We start from the raw sequence: 21,584 nt of genomic DNA, 5'->3' as shown, positions 1-21,584 counted from the left end.
CTTGGGTTTTCTCTTGTTGAAGTCTGAAATGAGATTGTATAGCGCAGCAGCTAGTGATAACTGCTATCCTTCTCTAGAAAGGAGGTATTCCAGCCGCACCTTCCGGTACGGCTACCTTGTTACGACTTAGCCCTAATTACCAGTTTTGCCCTAAACCGCTCCTTGCGGCTACAGTCTTTAGGCACCCCCAGCTTTCATGGCTTGACGGGCGGTGTGTACAAGGCCCGGGAACGTATTCACCGCGTCATTGCTGATACGCGATTACTAGCGAATCCAACTTCATGAGGTCGAGTTGCAGACCTCAATCCGAACTGTGAATGGCTTTTTGAGATTGGCTTCATATTGCTATGTCGCAGCCCTCTGTACCATCCATTGTAGCACGTGTGTAGCCCCGGACGTAAGGGCCATGATGACTTGACGTCGTCCCCTCCTTCCTCTCTACTTGCGTAGGCAGTCTGTTTAGAGTCCCCATCTTAATGCTGGCAACTAAACATAGGGGTTGCGCTCGTTGCGGGACTTAACCCAACACCTCACGGCACGAGCTGACGACAGCCATGCAGCACCTAGTTTCGTGTGATTGCTCACTAATCTATTTCTAGATTATTCACTAACTTTCAAGCCCGGGTAAGGTTCCTCGCGTATCATCGAATTAAACCACATGCTCCTCCGCTTGTGCGGGCCCCCGTCAATTCCTTTGAGTTTCAATCTTGCGACCGTACTCCCCAGGTGGATTACTTAACGCTTTCGCTTAGCCGCCGACTGTATATCGCCGACAGCGAGTAATCATCGTTTAGGGCGTGGACTACCAGGGTATCTAATCCTGTTTGATCCCCACGCTTTCGTGCCTCAGCGTCAGTTACACTTTAGTGAGCTGCCTTCGCAATCGGTGTTCTGTGACATATCTATGCATTTCACCGCTACTTGTCACATTCCGCCCACTTCATCTGTACTCAAGCGAACCAGTATCAAAGGCAGTTCTACAGTTGAGCTGCAGGCTTTCACCTCTGACTTAATTCGCCGCCTACGCACCCTTTAAACCCAATAAATCCGGATAACGCTTGGATCCTCCGTATTACCGCGGCTGCTGGCACGGAGTTAGCCGATCCTTATTCTTCGGGTACCTTCAACTCACTACACGTAATGAGGTTTATTCCCCGACAAAAGCAGTTTACAACCCGTAGGGCCGTCATCCTGCACGCGGCATGGCTGGTTCAGACTTGCGTCCATTGACCAATATTCCTTACTGCTGCCTCCCGTAGGAGTCTGGTCCGTGTCTCAGTACCAGTGTGGGGGACCATCCTCTCAGATCCCCTATGCATCGTAGCCTTGGTAAGCCGTTACCTTACCAACTAGCTAATGCAACGCATGCCCATCTCTAATCACCTTAGTTTTAACAGTTAAATGATGCCATTCTGCTGTTTTATGCGGTATTAATCTCCCTTTCGGAAGGCTATCCCCCAATTAGAGGTAGGTTGCATACGTGTTACGCACCCGTGCGCCACTTTCATAGGGACCGAAGCCCCTAATCTCGTTCGACTTGCATGTATTAGGCCTGCCGCTAGCGTTCATCCTGAGCCAGGATCAAACTCTCCGTTGTATACTTTAAGTTTGTTCCTTGTATCCTTGCGGATACAGGTGGTTCCGAAGAACCATTGTCTCTTGGATTGACAGTTATTGTATGCTAGCTTATTGTATTGCTACAATTTGCTGCGCTATTCTCATCTCTTCAAAGAACGTTCGGTTAACCGCTGTTAACCTGTCGTGGATAGTACCGGAGTCGAACCGATTCGTCTTGCAACTTCCCTGTATCCTTCGTCGTTTTTTCTTTCTTCTTTTTCGCTGCCGACCTTCCGTCTCAGCGGGGCTGCAAAGGTAAGCATCTTTTTGACTTCTGCAAGAACTTTTTTAACTTTTTTTTCTCGCTTTTCTGCTTTCGATTCCTCTTCAGGCCAGTTTTTCAATTTCTTCCGCTGTTGACTTCCTCATCAGCGTCCCCGTCGTTTCGGGAGTGCAAAGGTGAAACTTTTTTTCTCTTCTGCCAAATTTATTTTAAAATAATTTTGACCGCTTTTTTCGTTTCGCGCAACCTACAAAAAGACCCCTTCGATCTTCTTTTTACTTGCTCCTTTTCAGCTTTTCAACCTGCCGCCTTCCTTCCGATTGCGGAGCGCAAAAGTACGACTCTTTTCCGTTCCTCCAAATCCTTTTCCTCCCTTTTTCCTCCACCCGAACCTAACCCACTGGAGCTCTGCAAGAAAAATTTGAAAAAGAATTTATAATTCGTTTTTCATCTTCCTTTCTTCAGCAATTGATAAGAAATTTATGACGCACAACTCCCCTCACAACCTTCCGATTTGTCTTAATCATCACTATTTACAGTCAACAGTTAAACTTATCCCGCGAAACAATAACCACAACCACGCTCCTGAGCTCGTCCCACTGCCCAAACACCTGATGGAACGATCTGAATACCTGGCAATACCCCAGCAACCCATTCTTTTTTCACATCAGCCGGTGCCATGTTCATTTTTTGTGCAACAACAGCACTATAAACAGTTAATGCCATATCACAAACGCAAAACATAACCCCACTGGCTTGTAGTTCATTTATGCCTATATTCACATTGCCAATTCCCGGAACTTGAAAATCGCCTTCTTTAGGTTGCCAGAAAGGATTACGAACAGATGCTGCATTAGTTTTAGGATCGTCAGCGTGAAATACTTCACCAAATTTGTATTTTAGCCACAAGTCATCCTTCATCGCATATGGAATGGCTTCATGGCGAAGTACAACAACTGCATTACATTCTTTAGCAGGAGTCCCGGTTTTTTCGTTTGTCAATAAAAATATCTTAGGCCACGCAAAAGGGAAAACACCATTGGGTTCTGTAACATCAAATACAATTTTATGCTTTCCTTTAATTTGGTTAAACCAGGTGTCGGCATCATTGATCATGGCCTCGTCAATCGTAATGCCTGCCTGAGCCTGAAATGGATTAAATAGAGATCCAACTCCGGCTGTGGCTGCACCAATAGCCAGATTACCTAAAAACTTCCTCCTAGAGGTAGGTTGATTTAAATTAAGCGTATCCATAATTATTGGTTTTAGATTTTACTTACGTGTTCCTGATGAATTTTTTGTTTTATTTTCGTCTTGAATAGGTTGAAATGGGCCGTATTTATGCTGACGCTCGGTAAAATTATCATGATACGGACCAAAGGGATGATCAAATGGCTTTAAAGAACTGTCGGGCCAATCATGAGGATAACTTTTTATAGGACGCTGCTTACTGTTTACAAATGCGGCAATATCCCAAGCTTCCTCATCTGTTAAATTAGGGTTATTGGAATTCGTATCATATGGCATATTAGCTTTAACAAATCCTGCAAACCGACTTAAACGATATAATCCGGCCCCAATATTATAACTATTAGATCCCCAAAGTGGAGGATACAAATACCCTTTCTTGTCTGTTGAACGCCATCCCTCTCCATTATTGCCATGACACTTTGCGCACTTACTTATATAAACCAACTGTCCTTTCGCAGAATCTGCCGGACGATTTAAAAATGGAACATCAATCAATCCCGCACCTAAAGGAGTCTTTCCTTTTTCAACACCTTGACCCAACCATTTCATATAAGCAACAATTGCTCTCATTTCTGTACTGGAACTATCCAGTGACTTCCCATTTAAACTACGCTCAAGGCAATCATTTATCCTTTTTTCAATAGATTCAATTGTTCCGGAACGAGCTCTAAACTTCGGAAAGGTTGATGCTACGGCACTATAATTATTTCCAAAGGGTTTTGTTCCAGCATTTAAATGACAGTTCTGGCAGTTCATCCCATTTGAAATCTGCATTACAGAGCCATTAGGCCCTAGATACTTAGAAGTATAGCGAATTAAATCACGGCCATAACTAATTAGCCTTCCAGAATCGTTTTGTGGGATAAGTGTTGTATCTGGGGCATTCCAAATACTTGACTTATCTATATGGCTTGAACTTTCGGAAGGATTCTTTGTTTTATCTGATTTAGCTTGTTTGGAGTTACAGGAATAAAATAAGCATATCGGAATGTAGATACAATATAAAACGAACGTATTCATTTTATAAAAAACCGGTGAAGCTTTTACAGAAGAATGATAGCTACAAGAAACATTGAGATCCACTCCTAATTGGTTTAAATAGACTGCGACCAACCTGTAAGCGGCATAAATTTACGGAAAATTACCCATTACACATTTACGACAAACTGATTTAAAGATATTTAAACCATATCAACTACCTGACTTATTTTAATTTAAACGCAAAAAGCGAGAGTTACTGTTAATAACCCTCGCTTTTGTACAACTTACACTTAATTTTATTTTGAAGCCTTTCTCTTTACGTCATCAATCTTATCAAGTAGGCCATCCGTTTTAGCATCATTACAAATTTCCCAAAACATTATTCCACCCAACTTTTTATCCATTACATACTTAGTTTTTAATTCAATCGATTTTTTATCATCGTAAGTCAAGAACAACTTTTTATCTGCGCTATAGTAGAAAGGAGCCTTGGCAATCTCATCCCAATAGTATACAAAGTCTGTTTGTTTTGGTATTTCCTCGACAATTTTACCATAATCTAAACCATACTTGAATTTACCCGATTGATACAAGCCATTGTTTACATTTGGAACGTTTTCCCAAACACGGCCATAAAACGCTGCGCCTATAACAATTTGAGAAGAAGGAACTCCTTGTTTCAGCAAGTATGAAACAGCATTATCAGTTGACTCTTTTTGACTTTGTGTTGAGTACAAGGCTGTATGGTGACCTGTTACAAACGAATCCCCATTTACCAAATCATAGCTCATCAAATTAATATAATCGACCTTTGATATAACTCCTTTCCAGTCAATTGATTCTTCAAGGCACTTTTGAAAACCTCCAGTGGCAAAAGTGATAAGTTGCTTTTTACCTAATTTTTTACGGAGTTCTGCAACTAAGGCCGTAAAATTAGCTTTATCTTCCGGTTTATATTTATGCCCAGGATATCCTTCAATTGCCGGATATTCCCAATCCAAATCAATACCATCCGTTTTAAAATAATCGTTCAGATGTTTTACCGATTTTGCAAACTCACCTCTACCTTCATTAGTTGAAAACACATTAGAACAAGTTTCGCATCCTCCCCAGCCGCCAAGCGAAAGCAGCACTTTTAATTTAGGATTTATTTTTTTCAAAGCCACCAATTGTTGAATTGTAGCTGTATCAGCAGCTTTATCTACATTTAGCTTGTTTCCTTTCAAATGACAAAAACTAAAAATCACATGAGTTAGCTTATTTGCCGGAACTGTTTTGGCTTGCTCTGTTCCACCAAAAAAATAAGCAATCACCTGAAATTTGTTTGCCTGGGCATTTACCTTAAATGTTAATGCCGTTAACACAGTTATTAAAACTATTGATTTAAATTTAAACAATGACATAGATTCAACAGATAATATTTTATCAATTAAACATCACAAACATTGTAAATATAATTGTTTAGACATCTTTTATCGATGTCCATTTGTAACAAAAACACAGCTTACTTTTTAACTTAACACAATTGATCCCGATCCATCATTCTTCTCTTATCAAAACAACTCCAACTGCGATGGATTAAATAATTTTGTCATAGAAGCTTGTGTCTCATAGAAATTTGAGAGAGAAATGCCCAACAGTCTAATTTTATGCTCTTGAGGTGCAGTTTTTAATAACAACTCCTTTGCTGTTAATGCAATGGTAGCCCAATCGTTAATACCTTGAGCAAAAGAATGATTTCGAGTTATTTGTTTGAAGTCGTGATATTTGATTTTGAGAGTAACAGTCCGACACTTTAATTGATAACGTTGTAAACGATTATAAACTACCTGCGCTATTTTATCCAACTCTGCGTTCATTTCATCAATATCAGTCAGGTCATATGCAAAAGTATCCTCAGCACCGACTGATTTTGTTTCTCTATTGGGCTGAACCGGGCGATCATCAATTCCCCTAACAATTTTATAAAAAAAACGGCCTATCTTTCCAAAATGGAGAGTTAACTGTTCTTCGCTAAGCTTTTTTAAATCGGCTCCAGTAAAAATATTCATCCGCTTCATTTTATCGGCCGTCACTTTACCTACTCCAAAGAATTTTTCCACCGGCAGTTTTTCCATAAAACTCTCAACTGTCGAAGGACCAACAAACGTTAAACCATCAGGTTTATTGAAGTCTGAAGCTATTTTGGCTACAAATTTATTTATTGATACACCCGCCGATGCCGTTAAATCTAATTCATCTTTTATTGCTTTACGTATCAACTTGGCAATTTCAATTGCCGAACCGATACCTTCCTTATCATATGTAACGTCTAAAAAAGCTTCATCTAACGAGAGAGGCTCTATCAAATCAGTATACCTTTCAAAAATTTCACGAATCTTAGCAGAAACCTCTTTGTAAACTGCAAAGCGGGGACGAATAAAAATAGCTTCCGGGCATAAATGCAAGGCTCTTTTAGAGGACATTGCCGACCGAATTCCAAACTTCCGGGCTTCATAGCTAGCAGTAGCAACTACCCCTCCCCTACCTTCTGGCAAACCACCCACAACTAACGGCTTTCCTCTGTAATCAGGATTATCCCGTTGTTCAACTGACGCATAAAATGCATCCATATCAATATGAATAATCTTACGCAGGTAATTCGATGAATGCTCTTCTGCCATGATTTTACAAATTTAAACCTTCTATCATACTTAAATAATGAGAGAGAGTTCATTGTTCTATCGAGTAGGAAGATAGGGATTATTTCCCTATCTGTCCTCTCACACCACCGTACGTACGGTTCTCGTATACGGCGGTTTGTTAAAATAACGACGGTTGCCCATCGGCTTGCCATTGACAATAATAATGCTGAAAACCCCAATAGCCTTTCTTTTTCCAGTAGCTGATATTCAGCGTTCTAAGTAAAATGGGGCTGTGTGCAACTCTGGCTGCACCTTTACTTGTGTTGCCCCACTGATAGGCCAATGATTTTCCTACTTCGAGTTTTATTAGGTTGGAGACTTTGGTTCGTATCCGTTTCCATCTCCTCCAGGTGTTGATTCGCAATCGGGTTCTTAACCATTCATCAAGTTTCTCCATTTTACTTCTCGCATTGGCGATTTTAAAGTAGTTTACCCAGCCTCTGATGACCCAGTAGTTGCTGGTGGTTTACCTTGTCGAAGAATTTCTCCAAATCCAGCTCTATTATCCATTCCCGGCCTGTGTTAAGGTACTTTTGGGCAGTCATTACTGCCTTATGGGCATTCTTACCAGGCCTGAAACCAAAGCTGTTTTCGTTAAATTCCTGTTCGTACTGTGGAATTAGCCATTGGGAGACCGCTTGTTGCAGCATCCTGTCCACTACACAAGGAATTCCTAGCATCCTTTTGCCGCCCTGTGGTTTGCGTATTTCTACTTTCCGCACGGGTTGTGGCTCATAAGTGCCTTGGAGTATACTTTTCAGTAGGGCTTGATAGTGGGCATTTACATAGGGGCGAAGTTCATCGCTCTGCAGATGGTCAATACCCGCTGCCCCTTGGTTGCGTTCTACGGCAACAAGGGCTCTTTCAAGGTTCCTTCTGTCGAATATTCTCTCTAGCATTACTTTAACCGATAGCGCATTCGGGCAATTCCGTCAGTTTCTTTCATTTTCTGCTAAGCTCCTTCTGCAGTCTACTTTCGGTTTCCGACCTTTCCTCATGCAGACAGTTCTCTTACGTGTTTCGGCTTTTTTTTTTTTCGCTTCAAATGATTTAGCTGTTTCCTTGCCAATTTTAACATTCAGCCCTTTTCCCAACATTACTTGGAATACTATGGCTTCTGCTGACTTCTGATAACACCAGTGCTTGCATCCCTGCAAGCTGTTTCCGCTTTAGGTTGCGCTTCTCCCGCTGCCAGATTGTTATCAGATCTCTCAGGGTAAGTCTAATCGCTTTCCTCTCATGTAGCCTCTGCATATACATTCATGGCATCTGTGTAGTGTGGGACTTTGATTTCTTTAGCAATCTTATCCTGCCATGACTGCCTCTTATACAGTTTCTGTTCGTAGGCTCGAGAGTTTGCCTTGGGCTTCCTTCAGATTCCTTCTCGCGAAGGACACCCTTGCCGTCGGCTAACACTTCCCACTACAAAGCGAGTTCGGGACTTGCACCCTAGAGCTATTAAACATGCCTGACGCACTAATATTAATCCCCTTTAAGATTTTAAAGGGGATTAAAAAAGATGTTAAAAACTCATATCATCAGCACTCGGGCCATAACTACCAGGAATTGGAATATTTAACAATCTCAGATAAACTCCCAATTGAGCACGGTGATGTACAATTTGACAAAATGTCATTCTGATAACTTCTTCCTTACTTGAAGTTGAATAAATCTCCTCGCCATTGCGTAATGTCCAGTTTTGCTCTAGCAAAGCCTCATTAGCCTTTTCCAAATGCTCCTTACCATTTGTTAATGATTTTTCAAAATAAGCTAGTAAATCAGTGGTTTTGGTAATGTTTTCAGGTTGATATGGGTTCGCTGCAAAATCAAGTTCATCAGTTGTCAATGTCATGGTTACCCACAATGGTAGTTCAGCAATGTGGGTAGCAAGTTGCTTAATGGTCATGCTTTTTTCATGAGGTTTCCAATCGTATTTGTCATCAGGAACTCTGCTTAACATCTTACGAGTAGTTTGAGCTTCCTGTTCCATTTCTTTCAATAACTTTTGAATAGTGTTCATAGTGGTATATTTTTTATATGTTGATTCAAAATAACCAAGGGCAAATGACAACCCTATGTCAGCAGGAATAACTGAAAAATAAAATAGTTATCAATTTGCATGCCTCCATCGATTACATATATTATTACAGTATTCATTTGCGTAACCAATCGGTTTTATTTAATCTTGAAACCATTCGGTTACTCAAATAGTAATACAATGAGAAGAAATGTATTTCAGGCTATTTCTGATCCAACACGTAGAGAAATTATCAGTCTGGTATCAAAGCAACCATTGAACCTTAATGCCGTAGCCGAAAACTTTTCGGTGAGCCGACCTGCAATTTCAAAGCATATAAAAATTCTAGCACAATGCGGCTTGCTTACTGTAAAGCAACAAGGTCGAGAGCGCTTTTGCAAAGCCAATTTACAGCCACTTAGTGAGGTCGCCGATTGGATTGAACAATACCGCAAATTCTGGACAGATAAACTTGATGCTTTAAATGATTTTTTAAAATCAGATCAATCAACAAATAACACCTCCTTAAAATAAGTAGTTATGAAAAATGAACCTTTTGTTATTGAACGAAGCTTTAACGTACCCGTTCAACGTGTTTGGGATGCGATAACCAACAAGAAAAAAATGATGCAATGGTACTTTGACATACCTGATTTTGAACCAATTGTTGGATGTAAATTTAGTTTTACCGGAGAAAGCGAAGGAACCATTTATGTTCATCTTTGCGAAGTAAAAGAAGTTGAATTCCCCAAAAAGTTGACTTATAGCTGGCGTTATGAAGGATTTGAAGGTGACTCATTAGTAACTTTTGAATTGTTTGAAGAAGGTGCCTCTACCAAACTCAAACTTACCCATGCAGGACTTGAAACCTTCCCAGCAAACAATCCGCATTTTGCAAAAGGAAACTTTGTAGAAGGTTGGACTTATATTATTGGAACCAGCTTGGCTGATTATGTTAAACGAAATGAATCAATTTCAGAAAAAGTAGATTAGCATTTTAAAAACATAAACTTTATTCACTAACCCGGGTGAGGGTTAGAACATAAGAAGTCAGGAAAAGACATTCACTGGTTTCTTATTTTATACCGAATCCAAAGTTTAGATTGGAGCCGTGATTAAAAACATTTACGCACCTAATAGTTATGAAGTAATTATAATAAGCGATTTAGTTCTGTGATTTTTGCCAGGTGATGATCATCGTGCTCCGCCACAAATAAAAACAAATCCATCACTCTCATCGGTGTTTTTAATCGCGGATGGAGTGATGATTTATAGATTTCATTCTCGTCAAGAGGTTCAATCATTTTTAATGTTTGCTCGCGCAACTGAGCAAATTCACCTATCAATTCAGTGTAGCTTTTGTTATTGTGAGGCGCTTGCTCTGTTTTTGTATTCTGAAGATCAGCCGCAGTCATAAATTCCTTTCCTGCCAAAATCTCTTGAAGGCGAATTTGCCATAAGGGTTCTAAATCAGACAAATGACCAATGTGCTCCAATATTGACCACTCATTATCGAGTTTTATTGTTTGCTTAGCTAATGGAATTTTCGACAATTTATCCTCCAATCTAAGCGTCGTTCCTAATAAACGTTCAACAATAGAAGGAAAGATATTTTCCTCATAATTAAAATCAAATTTCCGATCAAACCATCTTACTTGTTTCATAGCGCGTCTAATTTTTTATTCAAACTAACAATACAAGCATATCAAAAGTAAATAAAAACGACCTTTAAAATACATTAAAGGTCGTTTAAATAATAGGGTTATAGCTTTTATTATAAAGCAGCTGTTTTTTCTTTTAGCCAGCTTTGCTCTTCTGCAGTTAAATGTGGTGAAAGTTTATCAAACACAAACAGATGATAATTATTCAACCAACTCAATTGCGTGTCACTTAACAGTTCTTTTTGAATCAATGATTTATCAATCGGACAAATAGTAACTGTTTCGAAATTCAAAAACTGACCAAATTCAGTTTTCACATCTTCCTGACAAATAACTAAATTTTCTATACGAATACCATGTTTTTCAGGACGATAAATACCCGGTTCATTTGAGTTTAGCATACCCGGTTGAAATGCCACATTAATTCCACCAGCAATGCTAATGCTCTGAGGGCCTTCGTGTACATTTAAAAAGAAACCAACTCCATGTCCAGTACCATGTCCGAAGTTGTATCCTTCTTTCCATAACCACTGACGCGAGAACGCATCCATTTGATAACCTTTAGTACCTTCAGGAAAACGAATCATGCTCAAATCAATCATTCCTTTTAATACCAGGGTATAATCTTTCTTCTCTTCAAATGAAGGATTACCCAAAGATATGGTACGAGTTATATCGGTGGTACCTGTATGATATTGCCCCCCCGAATCAATTAAATAAATACCCTCCGGTTTCAACTCCACATTACTTTCAGGAGTAGATTTGTAGTGTGGCAATGCTGCATGACCTTTATAGGCCGAGATTGCTCCAAAGCTTTCTCCCACAAATCCGACTTGTTCTGCGCGAAACCCGAGTAATTTTTCAGCAGCTGAAATCTCGTCAATTTTAATTTTTCCTATATTTTCTTCTAGCCATTTCAAAAACTTTACCATAGCCACACCGTCTTTCACCATAGTATGACGAATGTGTTCTTGCTCGACAGAGTTTTTAATTGCCTTGAATAAAGTAGTTGGATTTGTTCCCTCTATAATATTCACACCTACAGGAATTGACTCGTAAGCTCGCTGGCAAAGTTTTTTAGGGTCAATCAATACAGCTTTACCAGCAGGTATCTGTGCAATGTCAGCAGTGAAAGCCTCATATGGTTTAATTGAAACCCCAGCATTAGCTAAAGTAGTTTTGTCGAACGATTCAATACGGCTGTCATTTACAAACCAAACCACCTCTTGTGCCGAAACCATTATATGACTTAATACTAATGGATTGCATTCTACATCGCTACCACGAACATTTAATAACCAGGCAATATCATCCATCGATGAAATCAAATGAAAATCAACCTGATTTTTATGCATTGCACTTCTTAATCGGGCGATTTTACTTTCTGTAGATTCACCGGTGGTTGACTCAGGCAGTAGAAACGTTGGATTATTTAAAAAAGCTGGACGATTTTCCCAAATTGGCGAAAGAAAATCTGCATCGCTTTTCAGTTTAAAATTAAATCGGTTAAAACCTGAGCGCATAACTTTTACTAACTCAGCCGAAGCCAGCCATCCGTCAAATGCAACGGTTGCTCCTTTCAAAAGTTGTTCAGTTAACCATTCGATATATTCAGGCGTATGTTGAATTTTTAGTTTAACAAGCTCAAATCCAGAATCTTTCAATTGATCATCTGCCTGAACAAAATAACGGGCATCAGTCCATAGGCCTGCAAAGTTTTGAGTTATTACCAATGTACCTGCAGAACCTGTAAAGCCTGAGGTCCATTCTAAACATTTATAATGATCAGGTAAATATTCGCTAATATGCGGATCGGAAGAAGGAATTATATAGGCATCAACACCATTCTGCTGCATTTGCATCCGAATAGCACTTAGTTTTTCAGTATACTTCATCTGTGTAAAAATATTTTTCGGCGTAAATATACCTTATCTGTTTGTGAGGAAGAATTGATTTTCTGTTTTTATCACACTCGTTACGCTTCAAGTAATTTATTATACACCAAACTGCTGCAAATGATGATCGAGATGCTTCCAGAGAAGCATCCCCCATTCGTCAGCTGTCATGTTACCAAAAAATGGATGTACTGACTGTATTATCGAGGATGACCCTTGATCGGCAAAACTTGTAAGCATTTCAATGATCTTTGCTTTTTCTTTAGTAAAATCTCGTTCATCGGCGACAATAAATGTTTTATCAGTAGGCAAATTCTTTCTAAAAGGTTTATCACCTAAAAATTGCCTTTTGGCCCAACCGCCTAACAAAAACCCTACAAAACTTTGTTTAACAGACTTGGTTTCTAGGGCCACGCGCATAGGTGCCTGACAATGTGCTAGCATTTGAGCCACATTCATTATTCCCCAAAGTGGTTTAGTTACTGCTGTTAATTGATTTATTCTCTCTATAATTTCGTTATTATCGGCCTTGTTTAAAACAGTTTTCATTTTCAATTCAGTTAAAAATTAAGCTCCTTCAATAAGCTGACTACTCACCCGCTCTAATTGAATTATCATTTCGTTGACCTTCTCTTGTTGTTTCTTAATTTGCCTTGGACGAAAATAAAACCAATTAACAGCAATCCATGCAAAAGTTATAGAATAAACTAATAAAGCATATGCCCATTGCATCCTAACTGTATATTCAATCATATAAAGGCCAATACCTAAAGATAAAAGTGCAAAATAAATACTCATGGTTTGGCGCTGAAAATTGGCCAGCCTATTCCGGTATAAAATAAGATTCTGAAGATACTGCTGACTACTTTCTTCAGAAGAATTAAATTTAAATAACATTTTTATCATTTTGTTTTGCCCGGTAATAACCATAACCATAGCTATAACTGCAAGTAGAACCCCGATTTTTGTGGTTAAATATTCAGGTTTAAAATAAATTAAAATACCCAAAACTACAGCTATCGTAATAGACAATACTATATTTAGCCTTAATACCGAAAACCTTGCTTTTGCATTAAAACTTCGAGCTTTTTCGATAATCTCTTTTACATCAGGCAAATCAACGGGTGGCTGCTTATGCCAAAGTTGTTTTATATCGTTGAAGCTGTTCATGTTGTTGAAATTTTTTAAGGATTTTTTCTTTAATACGATGAATTTTCACTCTAATATTCCCTTCTGAAATGCCTATAATTTCAGCGATTTGAGCCTGAGGTAACTCCTCCAATTCAAGGGAAATGATTAAACGATCGGTTTCCTCCAATTCAGCAATAAACTTAAACAAAAGTTTTTCCTGTACATTTGAACCTTCCTGAATTACGTCTTCTAATTCTGTCGGCAATTCTGCTTTCATTACCCACTTCTCTTTTTCCAATTGCCGTAAACAGTTATTTGCAGCAATTCTAAAAATCCAAGTACCTATAGCTGAATCATTCCTGAACTTAGATAAATTTTGCCAAACCGATATAAACGATTCTTGGGTAAGATCTTTGGCTAAATCACTATCGTTAACGTACCCCATGCATAACCTGTACACTTTCGGTGAATAGGCTTGATAGATTTCTTCAAAGGTCATTAAAAATAGTTTTTAGTTGAGAAAATTAGCCAATTGGTTTAAATACCATTCTTTATCATCATACATAATAAAATGTAAGGCTTTATCAGAGTAAGCGATTTTTGATCCGTTCAGTTTTGCAAATTGAACCTTCATAACAGAGTCAAATTGTTTAAAAGGAGCTTCAAGCAAAATCAACGATGGACAACTAATTGAAGCGATACGGTCACGCAAATCAACATTTGATAGATCGCATAACAACTTACCATAAGTTTTGCGGTCAGTATCAATACCCCATTTCGTAATTAAGTTATATTTTGAAGTATCAGCAACCAAGCGCTTAATGCCTGCCAATTGATTTTGGGCAAACTTAGCATCATCCATTTGAGTATAGGTAGTTATCATTTGAGAACAATCAGGATTTTCTGTGCACTTAAATGTAGGATTAAACATAGCTGGAAGGCAAGGAATAGCATCAACAACCACTATTTTACCAACTTTATCCGGGTAATCGGAAGCTAACATCATTGCTAAAGTTCCACCCATGCTATGACCGATAACAATTGGCTTTACAAGCTTTTGTTCGTCAATAAATTTGGCGATATCCTCCTCCCAATTTTTTAAAGCTGGATTCTCTTGTGCCTTTGAACCTGCGAAACCAGCCATTGTTAGTTTATAGCATTTAAACTTTTGTTTTAAATGAACAATGGTTTCATTCCAAACATCTCCGGAGCAAGTAAAACCAGGAATAAGGATAACGGTCTGTTTTCCATCTCCGGCAATTTCCACATTAAATGATTTTTCAGTAGCAAACACGTTTATGCATAAAAGGACAAAGCCTAAAAGAATCAGTAGAAATTTTATCTTTTTCATTTTTAGTATGTTTTAAAATTTGTCATTTAGATACGACAAGCTTTAAAATGTTACAGGTCGAAAAAGATTTTTCAAAAAATAATTTTACTTGGACAATCTATTTTTTTGCAAGTTCCGAATCCCAAACCGCCTTTGCAATATTTGCTATTACTTCTTCTTGAACCTTATCATTGGCTAAAGAATTAGAAATAAAAACTACGATTGCCAAATGTTGTCCGTTAGGCAGCACAATTATACCGGCATCGTTTATGGCTCCAGTTATTCCATCCTTTGCCCCCGATGTACCTGTTTTGTGAGCTACAACAGTTTTATCAGGCAACTGCCCTCTCAGACGTTGCATGCCAGTAGGACTTTTGGCCATTTCGTCCCAAAGAAATTTAGTGCTTGAATCCGATAAAACTTTACTATTATAAAATAATTTGAATAATTGCAGCATTGCAGTTGGTTTACTCCAATTGGTATACTGAACATCCCAGGCCTGATGCATTTCTTCTTCAGTAGCAACTATCGCAATTTCTTTAACTCCCAGTGCATGCACATATTCCTCAACTTTTTTAGGTCCACCCATCAATCTGAATAAAATATCACAACCGTTATTATCACTTAAAGAAACTGTATAATGTAATAGTTCTTTAATTGTAACATTCACATTTGCTGCAGGATATTTATCTCTTAATGGGCTCCAAGTATTGGGCAAAAGATCTCTTTTGGTTAAATAGATTTTCTGGCTTAGGTTTAACACTCCTTTGTCTACGGCATGTAAAACTGCCATGGCTAATGGAAACTTATAGACACTCTGCATAGGAAAATGATAATTTCCATTAAATGTTATTGAGTCTCCGCTTTCAAGGTTCAGAACTGCTATTCCAACATTGCCTCTGGCCTTTTGTGAAATTTGTTCAATTTGATTACGTAACGATTGGGCGTACACAGCAGTAAATGACATAAAAGTCATAAATGCTAAACTTAAAAAATGTTTCAAAGTAGAAATAGGTTTTATGATAAATACTTAAAATATCCTGAAAATCAATTCAGGCTTGGATGACGAGGAGGCTGTTTAGCAACTATTTCTCCAGAGGTAAAAATAAGAACTTGTATAATTAACCCAATGATAATTAATATGCCAAGTTCCAATTGAGTTAAAATTTTAGAACCTGAAACAATCTTTTTAGAATCATCATTCAACAATTTGCCTTCTGTAATCTGAATTTGCGAAAGTTGGTTCAACTTGAGCAATGCTAAATTCAACTGTTTATTCATCTGATTAACAGCTACAGCCGTTTCACCTGGGCGCAAAGAACTATTCAGATAAGTTTCTTCATTTCTTTTTAGTTCAGTTACTGCTTTTTTAAACTCATTATAATAAACAGCTTCATTCTTGGTTAATGTAGTTTTATCATAAAATGCAGTAATGCTATCAATACTTCTATTATGAAAAGCTATTTTATCTTTTAAACCCTGACTCACTGTTGTAATCTCATTGTTTTTAAACATTAATTTTTTCTGATATAGATGTTCTGCAAAGTGATAAATGTAACTTTCAGCCAGCAATCTATCTTCATAAACTACAGAAAAGGATTCTCCTAACTCCAAAACATTATTACGATCTATAATATTCTTAGCCAAGACAATAACAAATACAAGGACAAGCAACGAGGCTGCTTTAATCTTTTGCTTAATAGTAAATGCCCATTTCATCATTATTTATTAATTGGTCGTCAAAACTTTAAGTAATCAGGTTTAATTGTTGTTTAATCTCCCAAGGTAATTATTATCCTATAGAAATAAAATAACATAACATGTAACAGTCTCCAAGGTTTATCCTATAAAATTCCCACGAATTTCATTGAGTTTTGCTCATAATTTGGTAAATTTTATCAATTACATAACTACTATTTAAAACTTACGCTTATATGAAATCAATTGCATTGGCAACACCGGCAACCTCATTTTATGAAAGAAAAGTTAAAGCTATAATTGAACGAACCGGGATAATCGTTAATGGTACAAATACATTCGATATAGTAGTAAATAATCCACATTTTTACCAAAGAGTATTGGCTAATGGCTCTCTAGGTTTGGGGGATTCTTATGTTGATGGTTGGTGGGACTGTACCAGAATTGATGAGTTTTTCACTAAGCTACTTGAGAGTGGAGTGGAACAAAAAGCAAAACTTGACTGGAGTACCCGGCTTGCTGGTTTAGAAGCAAAAGTGTTAAACTTTCAGAACATAAGGGAAGCAGCACGAAATGCATCATTTCATTACAATTTAGGAAATGAGTTATTTACCCAAATGCTGGATAAGCGCCTTACTTACACCTGTGCCTACTGGAAATCTGCAACAACATTGGATGATGCTCAAGAAGCTAAACTTGAGTTGACCTGTAAAAAATTACATCTACAACCAGGCATGCATGTTTTAGATATTGGATGTGGCTGGGGAAGTTTTGCCAAATACGCTGCTGAAAAATATCAAGTTAAGGTAACCGGAATAAATGTATCAACCGAGCAGCTGGCACTGGGAAGGAAACTTTGTAAGGGTCTGCCTATAGAACTAATTCAAACCGATTACCGTAAAGTAAATAAGCAATTTGATCGAATTGTTTCACTGGGGATGTTTGAGCATGTAGGATTAAAGAATTACAGAACTTATTTTGAACTAATAAACCGATGCTTGAAGCCTGATGGTCTTTCCCTTTTACATACTATTGGAGCCAATTTCTCTGCCATACACTCAGACCCATGGATCTCTAAATATATTTTCCCAAATTGTTTAATCCCCAGCTTAAAGCAAATTAGCCAAGCACTTGAAAACTTAATGGTAATAGAAGATGTCCATAATTTTGGCCCTGATTATGATAAAACATTAATGGCATGGCATAAAAATTTCGTTACCAATTGGCCTAAGTTGAAAGATAAGTATGATGAACGATTTTATCGTATGTGGACGTACTATTTACTGTGTTGTGCAGGTTCGTTTAGAGCAAGGTACACACAATTATGGCAATTAGTTCTTTCAAAAGGAAACCAAAGTGTATATGAATCTATAAGATAGAACTGAGCATAAAAAAAGCGAACCGTTTTTCGATTCGCTTTTTTTCATTCAACATTTTGATTATTGAATACCTAATTTCTTTTTAACCAATGGTAAAATGTTATCTCCTTCAGGGAATTGAATTAACACACCTTTGCTCGAATCGAAAACATAGGCAATGTTGTTTTCTTTTGCAACGGTTTTAATAGCTTCTTCAGCCTTTTTTAATACCGGTGCATAAACCTCTTCTTGTTTCTTACCCAACTGCTGTCTGGCATTTTCTTGAAACTCTCCAATTCTTTTCTCTAGATCCTGAATCTCTTTAATCTTAGTTTCTTTAATGGCTTCTGTCATAGTTTTCTCTTTTGACTGGAAGTCAGCAACCTTAGTCTGATATTCAGTACCCATGGTTTTCAACTGTGAATCTAAAGTAGCGCCAAAATCCTGAACAGCTTTATCAGCAACTTTAATGTCAGGCATTGCAGCAATCAGCTCATTTACGTTAATGTGGCCAAATTTGGCTTGCGCATTAGCATTACCGGCAAAAATCAACAGCACTACTGCCGCAACTAAAACTTTAATTGTTTTCATTTTTAATCTTCAGTTTTCTTAAAATTTTCTCTTGGTTAATATTTTTTACTTGGCAAATTCTCCTGGCTTTAACCCTAGTTTGGCAAGCACATCGTTACTTTTATCATAACGCGGGCTCGAATATAGCATTCCATTTGACTTATCAAAAATAATAGCATACATTCCGTCTTCAGCAATTTGTTCAATTACCTTATAAACTTTATCCTGAATGGGTTTAACCAATGATTTTTGCTTTGCAAATAACTCACCTTCAGGACCAAACTTTTGCTTTTGAAAATCTTTGGCTTCTTTTTCTTTTTTTACAATTTCTTCTTCACGCTTTTTACGCATAGCATCTGTTAAAAGCATTTGCTCAGATTGATATGCTTTATAAAGAGCATCTACCTCATTAAACTTCTGGTCAACTTCTTTTTGCCATTGTTCTGACAATGCATTGATTTGTTTTTGAGCAGATGTATATTCAGGCATGTGCTTTAACACATATTCCGTATCAACGTAACCAATTTTCTGAGCTTTTAAAGCCAAAGTTCCAAAAGAGGTAATAAGCATTAATGTTAAAAGAATTCTTTTCATTTGAATTATTTTAAAGCTATTTAATTAGAACCCTGCTCCTAACTGTTGTGCAATAGAGAAGTGGAACTGGCCTTTATTTGCTTTTCCACCACCTGGAATTGGTGCTACACTATCAAAGCCGTAACCGTAATCTAAACCTAACATACCAAAAATTGGCAAAAAGATACGAACGCCTGCACCTACTGAGCGCTTAACATTAAACGGTTGAAACGTATAGAAATTATTCCAAGTGTTACCTGCCTCAGCAAAAGCCAATGCAAAGATAGTTGCCTGTTGATTAAGTGTAATTGGATGGCGTAGCTCAAACAAATAACGTGCATAAATAGGACTACCTGAATAATAGTTCTGAGGATATCCCTCCGGAACAATTGAGTTATCGGCATAACCGCGCAAAGGAATGATCTCAACACCTTGAATATAATCATACCCTTGCAAACCGCTACCTCCTACTTTCCAACGATCAAACTGGGTTGTACCAATATCTTTATTATAGTATCCTAAGAAACCTAAGTGCATTCCCATGTGAAATACAAACTTGCTTGATGAAGCAGCCTTAGTATACCATCCGGCATCAAATTTCCAACGGTGAAACTCTGTAAATTTATACTTGGTTTGAGGAGCCAAATTTGGATCAGAGTAATCACGTCCGTTAATTAATGAATACGGAGGAGTCAACTCAACACTAAGCTGTACGTTTGAACCTGAAGTTGGATAAATAGGCGCATCAATTGAGTTGCGGCCAAGTGTCTCTGTCAAACTTAACGTATACGAAGTACCTGTAGGGAATTGATAAAAGCCCTGGTAGTTTGTGAAATTATACCTATTAAATGCAGCAGATGTATTTAGTGTAAAATAGTCATCAGGCCATTTCAAGCGTTGTCCTAAACCTAAAGAAACACCTGTTAACTGTAAGCCAGAATAGTTCGGATTAGAACGATCATAACCATAAAGATTTTGATTAGTATGGGTAAAGCTAACTGTAAAATAGCGAGGCTTATCTCCTCCTAACCAAGGCTCTGAGAAAGAAAAACTATAGGCCTGATAATACTTACCATTTGATTGTACACGTAACGAAAGCTTTTGTCCATCACCTGCTGGTAAGATCCCCCCCCAGTCTTTGGTAAACAACTTACGTAGTGAGAAGTTATTGAATGTTAAACCAAGTGTACCAATGATACGTCCTCCGCCGAAACCTCCTGAAAGCTCTAATTGATCTGAAGGCTTTTCAGTTACATTGTAGGCTAGATCAACCGTGCCATCTTGTTGGTTAGGTTTTACATCTGGACTTGTTTTTTGCTCGTCAAAATAACCAAGTTGATTTAATTCACGTACGGTACGAATTAATAAGGACTTATTGAACTTATCACCTGGTTTAGTTCTTATTTCGCGCAATACGACTTTATCATTAGTACGATCATTACCATTTACTAAAACCTTGTTAATAGTAGCCTGCTCACCTTCGAAAATTTGCATTTCAAGGTTAATCGTATCGTTCTTAACGCTGGTTTGTACAGGGTTAACATTAAAAAATAAATAACCGTTATTTAAATACATTGATGATACATCATCTTCCGAAGGGCTGTTGCGCAAACGTTTTTCAAGCTTTTCTTCGTCATATACATCGCCTTTCTTTATAGCCAATAGTTTTTCTAAAACATCAGCTTTATAAATAGCGTTGCCAACCCACTTAATATCACCAAAATAATATTTACGGCCTTCTGAAATTTTAACATTAATGTCGACCGAAGCCATATCATGACTATAAACAGTATCCATCACAATAGCTGCATCACGAAAACCACGTTGGTTGTATTTTTTAATAACCTCTTTCTTATCCTCTTCGTACTTGGCTTCAAGGTATTTTTTGGATCCAAAGATTTTATATGCTTTACGCTCTTTGGTGTTCTTCATGTACTTTTTAAGCTTTGCGTTTGAAAGCGCAGTATTACCTTCAAAAGTAATCGTGTTTACTTTTACTTTGGTGTGCTTATCAACAGTTAATACCAATGCGGTTCGTCCGGATAGTGAGTCAGGACGTTGCGTGGCCATAACCTCAGTATTATAATATCCCTTATCAACAAAGTAATTTTTAACAATAAGAGTTGTGGTTTGAACAAGATTTTCATTTACTACCTTACCAGTAATATCTTTCAGTTTTTTCTCATTTAAATCATCAACCTCTGATTTTTTTAATCCTCTAAAAATTACTTTTGATAAACGTGGCCGTTCCAATAAGTATAATTCAAGGAAAATTGAATCTTGACGGATATCAGTAATATTAATTTGAACATCGTCAAACAGTCCCTGAGCCCAAAGGTCTTTAATAGAATTAGCTATTTTTTCTCCGGGAACTTTTATACGTTCACCAACTTTTAATTTTGAGATAGTAATCAGGACATCATTATCTAATGACTGTGTACCACTTACGGTGATACCGCCAATAATGTATTCCTTAGGTGAGTTAGGGTCAACTTGAGGCCTGGCTTGTGGCTTATAAATAATTTGGGCATGGGTTAAGTTGAACAGCAATAAAGTTAAAAGCGCTGTTAAAAGGGTCCTCTTCATTAAGTCAGT

22 protein-coding genes and 1 rRNA gene are annotated in these 21,584 nt (G+C 37.7%); 3 read left to right on the top strand and 20 right to left on the bottom strand.

Annotated features, from left to right (window positions below; all coding sequences use genetic code 11):
- Positions 1-77 precede the first annotated feature (77 nt).
- The 9 genes from L2B55_RS06880 to L2B55_RS06840 all read right to left on the bottom strand — a co-directional run bounded on the left by L2B55_RS06880 (position 78) and on the right by L2B55_RS06840 (position 8,776).
- Positions 78-1,597, bottom strand: a 16S ribosomal RNA gene (locus L2B55_RS06880).
- Between the two features lie 154 nt (positions 1,598-1,751).
- Positions 1,752-1,961, bottom strand: a complete 210-nt coding sequence (locus L2B55_RS06875) for a hypothetical protein (protein WP_237849156.1) — start codon at positions 1,959-1,961, stop codon at positions 1,752-1,754.
- Between the two features lie 431 nt (positions 1,962-2,392).
- A complete protein-coding gene (locus L2B55_RS06870; RefSeq protein ID WP_237849820.1) occupies positions 2,393-3,094 on the bottom strand; it encodes a twin-arginine translocation signal domain-containing protein in 702 nt (233 codons plus the stop codon).
- 18 nt (positions 3,095-3,112) lie between these two features.
- Positions 3,113-4,111: a c-type cytochrome gene (locus L2B55_RS06865; RefSeq protein WP_237849819.1), complete on the bottom strand. Its 999-nt coding sequence runs from the start codon at positions 4,109-4,111 to the stop codon at positions 3,113-3,115.
- 257 nt (positions 4,112-4,368) lie between these two features.
- The gene (locus L2B55_RS06860; RefSeq protein WP_237849818.1) at positions 4,369-5,475 is read right to left on the bottom strand and encodes a glycoside hydrolase family 18 protein; all 1,107 of its coding nucleotides are present in this window, start codon (positions 5,473-5,475) and stop codon (positions 4,369-4,371) included.
- Between the two features lie 150 nt (positions 5,476-5,625).
- Positions 5,626-6,735: a DNA polymerase IV gene (gene dinB / locus L2B55_RS06855; protein WP_237849817.1), complete on the bottom strand. Its 1,110-nt coding sequence runs from the start codon at positions 6,733-6,735 to the stop codon at positions 5,626-5,628.
- Positions 6,736-6,874: 139 nt separating this feature from the next.
- Complete coding sequence (locus L2B55_RS06850; protein WP_237849816.1) at positions 6,875-7,153, bottom strand: hypothetical protein; 279 nt, start codon at positions 7,151-7,153, stop codon at positions 6,875-6,877.
- A gap of 22 nt (positions 7,154-7,175) precedes the next feature.
- Positions 7,176-7,655, bottom strand: a complete 480-nt coding sequence (locus L2B55_RS06845; RefSeq protein WP_237849815.1) for a reverse transcriptase domain-containing protein — start codon at positions 7,653-7,655, stop codon at positions 7,176-7,178.
- 623 nt (positions 7,656-8,278) lie between these two features.
- The gene (locus L2B55_RS06840; RefSeq protein WP_237849814.1) at positions 8,279-8,776 is read right to left on the bottom strand and encodes a DinB family protein; all 498 of its coding nucleotides are present in this window, start codon (positions 8,774-8,776) and stop codon (positions 8,279-8,281) included.
- A gap of 198 nt (positions 8,777-8,974) precedes the next feature.
- Here L2B55_RS06840 and L2B55_RS06835 point away from each other — a divergent pair, with 198 nt between their 5' ends.
- Entirely contained in the window at positions 8,975-9,307 is a 333-nt protein-coding gene (locus L2B55_RS06835; protein ID WP_237849813.1) for an ArsR/SmtB family transcription factor, read from the top strand.
- A 6-nt stretch (positions 9,308-9,313) separates the two neighbouring features.
- Positions 9,314-9,766 (top strand): SRPBCC family protein, encoded by a 453-nt coding sequence (locus L2B55_RS06830; RefSeq protein WP_237849812.1) that lies wholly within the window; start codon positions 9,314-9,316, stop codon positions 9,764-9,766.
- A gap of 158 nt (positions 9,767-9,924) precedes the next feature.
- Here the strand turns inward: L2B55_RS06830 and L2B55_RS06825 are convergent, their stop codons facing one another.
- The 8 genes from L2B55_RS06825 to L2B55_RS06790 form a co-directional block, all read right to left on the bottom strand.
- Complete coding sequence (locus L2B55_RS06825) at positions 9,925-10,437, bottom strand: DinB family protein (RefSeq protein ID WP_237849811.1); 513 nt, start codon at positions 10,435-10,437, stop codon at positions 9,925-9,927.
- 110 nt (positions 10,438-10,547) lie between these two features.
- Positions 10,548-12,329 (bottom strand): aminopeptidase P family protein, encoded by a 1,782-nt coding sequence (locus tag L2B55_RS06820; RefSeq protein ID WP_237849810.1) that lies wholly within the window; start codon positions 12,327-12,329, stop codon positions 10,548-10,550.
- Positions 12,330-12,428: 99 nt separating this feature from the next.
- Complete coding sequence (locus L2B55_RS06815; RefSeq protein ID WP_237849809.1) at positions 12,429-12,878, bottom strand: DUF1569 domain-containing protein; 450 nt, start codon at positions 12,876-12,878, stop codon at positions 12,429-12,431.
- 18 nt (positions 12,879-12,896) lie between these two features.
- Positions 12,897-13,445 (bottom strand): hypothetical protein, encoded by a 549-nt coding sequence (locus L2B55_RS06810; RefSeq protein ID WP_237849808.1) that lies wholly within the window; start codon positions 13,443-13,445, stop codon positions 12,897-12,899.
- A 16-nt stretch (positions 13,446-13,461) separates the two neighbouring features.
- Positions 13,462-13,959 (bottom strand): RNA polymerase sigma factor, encoded by a 498-nt coding sequence (locus L2B55_RS06805; protein WP_237849807.1) that lies wholly within the window; start codon positions 13,957-13,959, stop codon positions 13,462-13,464.
- Between the two features lie 12 nt (positions 13,960-13,971).
- Complete coding sequence (locus L2B55_RS06800) at positions 13,972-14,811, bottom strand: alpha/beta fold hydrolase (protein WP_237849806.1); 840 nt, start codon at positions 14,809-14,811, stop codon at positions 13,972-13,974.
- 97 nt (positions 14,812-14,908) lie between these two features.
- Positions 14,909-15,766, bottom strand: coding sequence for a class A beta-lactamase, subclass A2 (gene bla, locus L2B55_RS06795; RefSeq protein WP_420854519.1), 858 nt, complete (start codon positions 15,764-15,766; stop codon positions 14,909-14,911).
- A 71-nt stretch (positions 15,767-15,837) separates the two neighbouring features.
- Positions 15,838-16,509: an MCP four helix bundle domain-containing protein gene (locus L2B55_RS06790; protein WP_237849804.1), complete on the bottom strand. Its 672-nt coding sequence runs from the start codon at positions 16,507-16,509 to the stop codon at positions 15,838-15,840.
- A gap of 215 nt (positions 16,510-16,724) precedes the next feature.
- Here L2B55_RS06790 and cfa point away from each other — a divergent pair, with 215 nt between their 5' ends.
- Positions 16,725-17,867, top strand: coding sequence for a cyclopropane fatty acyl phospholipid synthase (gene cfa / locus L2B55_RS06785; protein ID WP_237849803.1), 1,143 nt, complete (start codon positions 16,725-16,727; stop codon positions 17,865-17,867).
- A 60-nt stretch (positions 17,868-17,927) separates the two neighbouring features.
- On the opposite strand, the gene L2B55_RS06780 is transcribed toward cfa, so the two are convergent.
- The 3 genes from L2B55_RS06780 to bamA are packed head-to-tail and all read right to left on the bottom strand — an operon-like array spanning position 17,928 to position 21,575.
- A complete protein-coding gene (locus L2B55_RS06780; RefSeq protein WP_237849802.1) occupies positions 17,928-18,437 on the bottom strand; it encodes an OmpH/Skp family outer membrane protein in 510 nt (169 codons plus the stop codon).
- Positions 18,438-18,482: 45 nt separating this feature from the next.
- On the bottom strand, positions 18,483-19,010 hold the full coding sequence (locus tag L2B55_RS06775; RefSeq protein ID WP_237849801.1) for an OmpH/Skp family outer membrane protein: 528 nt from the start codon (positions 19,008-19,010) through the stop codon (positions 18,483-18,485).
- A gap of 24 nt (positions 19,011-19,034) precedes the next feature.
- The gene (gene bamA / locus L2B55_RS06770) at positions 19,035-21,575 is read right to left on the bottom strand and encodes an outer membrane protein assembly factor BamA (RefSeq protein ID WP_237849800.1); all 2,541 of its coding nucleotides are present in this window, start codon (positions 21,573-21,575) and stop codon (positions 19,035-19,037) included.
- Positions 21,576-21,584 lie beyond the last annotated feature (9 nt).

Origin of the sequence: Solitalea lacus, from assembly GCF_022014595.1 — a bacterium.
In the GTDB taxonomy this organism is placed as follows: domain Bacteria; phylum Bacteroidota; class Bacteroidia; order Sphingobacteriales; family Sphingobacteriaceae; genus Solitalea; species Solitalea lacus.
The sequence above is the reverse complement of the archived record's forward strand: the minus strand, read 5'-3'. Positions and strand labels throughout refer to the sequence as shown.